The 6,260-nt window shown below is 68.8% G+C and carries 6 protein-coding genes and 1 riboswitch; of the genes, 3 read left to right on the forward strand and 3 right to left on the reverse strand.

Translation table 11 applies throughout. The annotated features are described in order from the left end of the window. Positions 1-90 precede the first annotated feature (90 nt). Positions 91-765, reverse strand: a complete 675-nt coding sequence (locus tag SKC42_RS03800) for a PAS and ANTAR domain-containing protein (protein WP_330962990.1) — start codon at positions 763-765, stop codon at positions 91-93. A 136-nt stretch (positions 766-901) separates the two neighbouring features. Next, positions 902-1,012, forward strand: a riboswitch (TPP riboswitch). A gap of 2 nt (positions 1,013-1,014) precedes the next feature. On the opposite strand from SKC42_RS03800, the gene thiC reads away from it, so the two are divergent. Genes thiC through SKC42_RS03815 form a run of 3 tightly spaced genes read left to right on the forward strand, consistent with a single transcriptional unit; the run spans position 1,015 to position 4,142 of the window. After that, positions 1,015-2,634, forward strand: a complete 1,620-nt coding sequence (gene thiC / locus SKC42_RS03805) for a phosphomethylpyrimidine synthase ThiC (protein WP_442931969.1) — start codon at positions 1,015-1,017, stop codon at positions 2,632-2,634. Between the two features lie 19 nt (positions 2,635-2,653). Continuing rightward, on the forward strand, positions 2,654-3,490 hold the full coding sequence (thiD, locus tag SKC42_RS03810; protein ID WP_330962960.1) for a bifunctional hydroxymethylpyrimidine kinase/phosphomethylpyrimidine kinase: 837 nt from the start codon (positions 2,654-2,656) through the stop codon (positions 3,488-3,490). A gap of 10 nt (positions 3,491-3,500) precedes the next feature. Further along, positions 3,501-4,142 (forward strand): alpha/beta hydrolase family protein, encoded by a 642-nt coding sequence (locus tag SKC42_RS03815; RefSeq protein WP_330962961.1) that lies wholly within the window; start codon positions 3,501-3,503, stop codon positions 4,140-4,142. Here SKC42_RS03815 and SKC42_RS03820 read toward each other — a convergent pair. Together SKC42_RS03820 and SKC42_RS03825 are read right to left on the reverse strand one after the other, a co-directional pair. Beyond that, the gene (locus SKC42_RS03820; RefSeq protein WP_330962962.1) at positions 4,130-5,587 is read right to left on the reverse strand and encodes a peptidase; all 1,458 of its coding nucleotides are present in this window, start codon (positions 5,585-5,587) and stop codon (positions 4,130-4,132) included. The two genes, SKC42_RS03815 and SKC42_RS03820, sit on opposite strands and share 13 nt — an antisense overlap. 68 nt (positions 5,588-5,655) lie before the next feature. Further along, on the reverse strand, positions 5,656-6,260 hold a 605-nt coding region (locus tag SKC42_RS03825), incomplete at its 5' end, for an HNH endonuclease signature motif containing protein (protein ID WP_330962963.1).

The raw sequence follows: 6,260 nt of genomic DNA on the forward strand, positions 1-6,260 counted from the left end.
ACCTTCGCGGCACGGATGCTCAGCGCGCGCATCGAAGGTGCCTCGAGCCTATCCGGTTGCTGGGCTGGCTTATTCCCCAAATTCCGGTCTTTAATCACCGGGTTCGTCGGAGACCCGTTCGTGCACCGTGAGCAGCACGTGGTCGAATTCGCTCTGCACCAGGGCGGTGGGACCCGGCAGCGCCGTGATCTCGGCGAGAAGTTGCTTGGCCAGTGACCGCAGCTTCACGTTGGTCTCCTGGGACCGCCACTGCAGCACCCGGAAGGCCTGCTCGGCACTGACCCGGTAGACGTACATCAACACGCCTTTCGCCTGTTCGATCGCCGCGCGGTTCTCGAACAGGTCGGGCAGGGCCGAATCGAGCACCTCCCTGCGGGTCTCGTGGCGCGTCTCGTCGAAGGTGTTGGTGAGGTCGATGTAGTAACCGGCGCTGCCCACCACCTTGCCGGCGTCGTCGAGCATGCGATCGGCGACCAGGATGGCGTCGTGCTCCCGACCGGCGGTGTCAACGAACCGGTGCCGGCTCGAGAACGACCCCTCGAATTGCAGCGCATAGTCGAGCAGTTCCTGCACGTGGGCGCGGTCCTCGGGGTGCCGGTGCGCGAGCATGAGCTTGGTCGTCGGCTGCACGGTGCCCGGGTCGTAGCCGTGCATCCGGGCCACCTCGTCGGACCATTCCCACCGCTGACCCACAAACCAGAAGCGGATGGTGCCGACGTTCAGATGTCCCGCGCCGGCAGCCTCGACCGGATCGGCCTTCCGCATTGGCTGCTGCACATTTACATCTTTCCCGCCGGGTACATCTTTCCCTCCGGGTACATCTTTCCCTCCGGGTACATCTTTCCATCCGGGGCATTTGAGCGGCCACCGCTCATTAGGGAGTAACGTCGCGTGCGGACCATCCACCAGACGCGGGAGCGCACGCCGAGTGCGCTGAGAGGACGGCTTGGGGCCGTCGACCGTACGAACCTGACCGGGTAATGCCGGCGTAGGGAGATGAAAATGACCGACACCATGTCCAGCACCGCTCCTTCGGTTACCACCGGCCCCATCGCCGGCAGCACCAAGGCGTACCGCGAAATCGAGGGCGTGCCCGGAGCGCGGGTCCCCGTCCGTCGGGTGAACCTGTCGACCGGGGACCACTTCGACCTCTACGACACTTCCGGGCCCTACACGGATCCGGACGCGGTGATCGACCTGACGGTGGGCCTGGCGGCCCGGCCGGGGGTGGTCCGCGACCGCGGCACCCAGCTGCAGCGGGCCCGCGCCGGCGAGATCACCGCCGAGATGGCGTTCATCGCGGCCCGCGAGGGGGTGCCGGCCGAGCTGGTGCGCGACGAGGTCGCCCGCGGCCGTGCGGTGATCCCGGCCAACCACAACCACCCCGAGAGCGAGCCGATGATCATCGGCAAGGCGTTCGCGGTCAAGGTGAATGCGAACATCGGCAACTCGGCGGTGACGTCGTCGATCGCCGAGGAGGTCGACAAGATGGTGTGGGCCACCCGTTGGGGCGCCGACACGATCATGGACCTCTCGACCGGCAAGAACATTCACGAGACGCGGGAGTGGATCCTGCGCAACTCGCCCGTGCCGGTGGGCACGGTGCCGATCTACCAGGCGCTGGAGAAGGTCAACGGCGATCCGACGCTGCTGACCTGGGAGATCTACCGCGACACCGTGATCGAGCAGTGCGAGCAGGGCGTCGACTACATGACCGTGCACGCCGGCGTGTTGCTGCGGTACGTGCCGCTCACAGCCCGGCGGGTGACCGGCATTGTCAGCCGCGGCGGCTCCATCATGGCGGCCTGGTGCCTCGCGCATCATCAGGAGTCGTTCCTGTACACCAACTTTGACGAGTTGTGCGAGATCTTCGCCCGTTACGACGTCACCTTCTCGCTGGGCGACGGACTGCGCCCGGGGTCGATCGCCGACGCCAACGACGCCGCCCAGTTCGCCGAGCTGGCCACCCTCGGGGAGCTGACCAAGATCGCCAAATCCCATGGCGTGCAGGTGATGATCGAGGGCCCCGGCCACGTGCCGATGCACAAGATCGTCGAGAATGTGCGCCTGGAGGAGGAGCTGTGCGAGGAGGCCCCCTTCTACACGCTGGGACCGCTGGCCACCGATATCGCGCCGGCCTATGACCACATCACGTCGGCGATCGGGGCGGCGATCATCGCCCAGGCCGGCACGGCGATGCTGTGCTACGTCACCCCGAAGGAACACCTGGGACTGCCCGACCGCAAGGACGTCAAGGACGGCGTGATCGCCTACAAGATCGCGGCGCACTCGGCCGACCTGGCCAAGGGCCACCCCCACGCCCAGGAGCGCGACAACGCGTTGAGCAAGGCGCGCTTCGAGTTTCGCTGGAACGACCAGTTCGCGCTGTCCCTGGATCCCGACACGGCGCGGGAGTACCACGACGAAACGCTGCCGGCCGAGCCCGCCAAGAGCGCCCACTTCTGCTCGATGTGCGGGCCGAAGTTCTGCTCGATGCGCATCACCCAGGACGTCCGCGACTACGCCGCCGCACACGGGCTCGACAGCGAAGAGGCGATCGAGGCCGCGATGAACGAGAAGTCGCGGGAGTTCGCCGAGCACGGCAACCGGGTGTACCTGCCGATCACCCAGTGAGCTGTCTGCCGATCACCCAGTGAGTTACCTGCCGCTCGCGCCGCCGGGCGCCACGCCGCTGCGCGTGCTGACCATCGCCGGATCGGACTCCGGGGGCGGCGCGGGCATCCAGGCCGACATGCGCACGATGGCGTTGTTGGGCGTGCACGCCTGCGTCGCCGTCACCGCCGTCACCGTGCAGAACACCCTGGGTGTCAAGGGATTCCACGAAATCCCCGGCGATGTGGTCGCGGGTCAGATCGACGCCGTGGTCGGCGACATCGGCATCCAGTCCGCGAAAACCGGGATGCTCGCCTCGTCGGCCATCATCGACTCGGTCGCCGACACCTGGCGCCGGCTCGGGCTCGGCGTCCCGCTCGTCGTCGACCCGGTCTGCGCCTCCATGCACGGGGATGCCCTGCTGGCGCGCGATGCGCTGGAAACCCTGCGTAGCCAACTCTTTCCGCTGGCCACGCTGGTGACACCGAACCTGGACGAGGTGCGGCTGCTGGTGGACGTCGACGTCGTGGACTCCGCCTCGCAGCGGGCGGCGGCGAAGGCGCTGCATGCGCTTGGCCCCCGCTGGGCGCTGGTCAAGGGCGGGCACCTGCGGTCGTCGGAACGCAGCTGCGATCTGCTCTACGGTCCCGCTGAAGGCGCCGACTTCTACGAATTCGAGGCCCCACGGGTGCCCACCGGCAACGACCACGGCGGCGGCGACACGCTGGCTTCCGCGGTCGCCTGCGCGCTGGCGCACGGGTTCGCCGTGCCGGACGCCGTGGGATTCGGAAAGCGTTGGGTCACCGAGTCTTTGCGCGCCGCCTACCCGCTGGGCCACGGCCACGGCCCGGTCTCTCCCCTGTTCCGGCTCTCATGATTGCCCGCGCATGAGCCTCGACGACATCGCGGGCGTCGCGCACCAGCCGGCGGGTGATCCGCTCGGTGTCGTAGTGCTCACGCACGGTGCCGGCGGCAACCGGGAATCGCCGCTCCTGCAGCAGATTTGCGACGAATGGGCGCGCCGCGGCTGGCTCGCGGTCCGGTACAACCTGCCCTTCCGGCGCCGCCGTCCCACCGGCCCGCCGTCGGGTTCGGCGGCCACTGACCGGGCCGGCATCGCGGAGGCGATCACCCTGTGCCGCGGCCTCGCCGGCGGTCCGCTGCTCGCCGGCGGGCATTCCTACGGCGGCCGACAGACGTCCATGGCGGTCGCGGCCGGCGACGCCGTCGTGGACGCGCTGACGTTGTTCTCCTATCCGGTTCATTCGCCGGGCAAGCCGGAACGCCCGCGCACCGAGCACCTGCCCGACATCCGCGTCCCCACCATGTTCACCCACGGCACGTCGGATCCATTCGGGAGCCCGGCCGAAGTGCGCGCCGCCGCCGCGCTGATCGCCGCCCCGACCGAGGTCGTCGAGATCACCGGGGCCCGCCACGACCTGCGCTCGAAGACCCTCGATGTCCCGGCGCTGGCCGTCGACGCCGCGCTGCGGCTGCTCGCGGGCGGCCTACCCCGTCACCCGGGATAGCGCGAGTAGCACGCGTCCATCTTGCCGCCGACGCCGCCGCGGAACGCGGCGATCCGGGTGAAGCCCGCCGGGACGGAGGTGCCGTCGGCGTCGCTGGCCACCAGGTGGTTGGTCAGCAGCCCCGCGACGGCCTCGTCGAGGTCGCCGGCCGTCAGCACCAATTGCTTATGGGACGGCAGGTCGATTGGTTCGGCCATCTTGCGGTGCACGACCCCGGTCAGGCACGCGGTGCGCAGCGCCGTCCACGGGCTCTGCATCGGCAGGCCGCGCTCGTGCTGCACCGCGAGCGCGTACCTCGACATCACGACCGACAGGGCGGTGTCGTCCCCCTGCGGCAGCGTCTGTTCCTTCTCGTCGGCGACCTTGCCCAGCGCCGCCAGCGCCGGCAGGTCCACGACGATCGTGTTGGTGGCCGGGCAGTAGGACGCCGGCGGGCTGGGCTTGGCGTCCGGGCAGTCGGCCGGCCGATAGGACAGCGTCGGGGGGGTCTGTGGCGTGAAGACCTGTCCGAGCAGTTCCATCAGGGTGGTCAGGGTGTCTTCGTTGATCGGCACCTCGCCCGTTTCCGGATCCCCGCTGGGGTCGACCCGCAGCGCGTTGGGCAGGTCGCCGCGGCGCTGCTCGATCTCCTTCTTGTTGATGCTCGCGCACGCCGAGGCGCCGTTGATGAAGCCCATCTGGAAGGCGCTCACCCGGTCCAGCGCGGACCCGTGCTCGTCATCGTTCTCGGTGTCGGTGTCCATCACCGGGTCGCGGGTGGTGATGATGCCCGCCAGCACGTGATCCAGCCCGTCCGCGGTGCTCAGCGTGAAGCGCGGTGACTTGCCGTCCGCGACCCAGAACAGATAGACGCCGGCGAAACAGTCGGCCTGCTGCTCACGGACGATGGTGGGGTCCTTGCGCGTCACCAGCTTCGCCATCTGCTGCAACGCGTGCCCGAACTCGTGCGCGAGCACCGCGTTGACGGACATGTCGCCGAAATAGCGCTGCGCGACGGGCATGAACACGCCGCGGTCCCAGGCGATCAGGTTGCAGCGCGAGGTGTAGAAGGCGTTGACGAGCTTGTAGGTTTCGTTGTGGCAGACGATCGGGCTGTCGGGGTCCTTCGAGTTGTAGGACACCAGCTTGCCGACCGGGACGAACGTTCCTTTCAGCGATTGGCTGTACACCGATTTCCAGTAGCCCTCGATGTCGGTGACCGACAGCAACGAGAGCTTGTCGATCGGACCGTTGTCGGTGTTGACCACCGTGCCGTCCGGGCTCGCCGCGTTCGAGCGAATCCCGCTGGGGCCGTTGGTGGCGGGCAGGCCCGCAACCCGGAACGGGTCGTTGAGCATCGACAGCGCCTGCCCGTCGACGAAGGTGGCGCAGCCCGCCACCACGAGTGCGCTCGCGGCCCCTGCGATGGCGGCCTTGAGACGTCGTTTGGGCCCGCGCTCATTCATGACGTACCTCGTCCCGGCCGGGCTGCACGGCAGCATCAAAGGGCGTTTCATTCTAGATCCCGGCGCCCTCAGAAGGGCGGCGGATCGTCGTCTTCGGGTGGGGCGGGGCCTGTTTGGGTTGGCTGTCGGGCGTGGCGGTTGTGATGGCGTTCGGTGGCGACGTGGTGTGCGCGGTTCTGGGCCCGGGTGCGCTGGCGCAGGGGCATCATCGCGGCGCGCTCCCCGCAGCGCTGGTCGGCGCCCACTGAGCGTCGGCGCGGAATGCCGGTGGGGGCACACAGACTGGGGAACAGCAGCGCGCTGCCCGGGGTCGTGACATAGGTGCGCCCGTCAGGCAGCCACCAGATCACCGTGCCATCGGCGAGCTGCTCGTCGCGCCAGCCCCAGAACGTCTTCAGCAAATGATGCGTACGGCACAAGCTTTTGAGGTTCGAGGCGTGCGTGGCCCCACCCTGGGCCCACGGGATCGTATGGTCCACGTCGCATCCGGTGGCCGGCCGGTCACAGCCGGGCGCCCGACACGTCAAGTCCCGACACCGCACAAAATCGGCCAGAGCCCGCGACGGCACGTAGCCGCTCTCCGGCGCAGAGTCGACCGGATGCACCAGCGCCACCAACCGGGCCGACCGAGCCAGCTCCCGCAGCAGCTCGGGGCTGATCAACCCGTCCGCCC

This window comes from Mycobacterium sp. 050134 (assembly GCF_036409085.1).
Lineage (GTDB): Bacteria > Actinomycetota > Actinomycetes > Mycobacteriales > Mycobacteriaceae > Mycobacterium.